Below are 580 nucleotides of genomic sequence, written 5' to 3'. Positions count from 1 at the left end.
TTCCCAGCATAACCCCGGTCGTCTTCAAACCAAGGCCCACAGGAACGAGCAAAGCCCAGCGCAGATAGAGCCTGCTCTCTTGCGAAGGATGAAGGAATCGCCCGCGTTTGGCAGCCGCCATCCCGAACAGAAACATAGGCGCATTAAGCAAGGGAACGAAGAGAACAACAATGAGCAACACCCAGGCTGGAAAATCGAACGGAGGATCTTCGGTGTTCCGGAAGTTCATGATCTCAGCAAAGCTGCCATTGCTGTAGACTTCCATGGACTGCTTCACGTAGCTCTCCATGCGAGTTGTCTCCGTAGCCGTAGGGTCCATCGAACCAAATCCGAACGCCGAAGTAAGAAGCAGGAAGATCAGGCCCCAGACGATAACGGTCTTGGCTTTTCGTTTCACGAACAGCAGAAGGAAGAAACCGATGGCCCCGTAGAACAACAGGATATCGCCTTCCCACAGGAAGATTGAATGCAATAAGCCCAACACGACCAGCAGAATCGACCTGCGACTGAAGCTGCGTCCATACTTTAGCCCCTTCGCTAGCAGACCCTCGCGCATCTTAATCATGCTATACCCGAAGAG

1 protein-coding gene is annotated in these 580 nt (G+C 52.9%); it reads right to left on the bottom strand.

Translation table 11 applies throughout. The features are described 5' to 3' along the window. Positions 1-556, bottom strand: a 556-nt coding sequence (locus ACFRAK_RS28645; protein WP_394573138.1) for a DUF418 domain-containing protein, incomplete at its 3' end; no start/stop codon positions are given. Between the last annotated feature and the right edge of the window lie 24 nt (positions 557-580).

The sequence above is a fragment of the Peribacillus sp. NPDC056705 genome, assembly GCF_043656335.1.
This window is presented reverse-complemented; position numbering and strand designations above follow the sequence as displayed.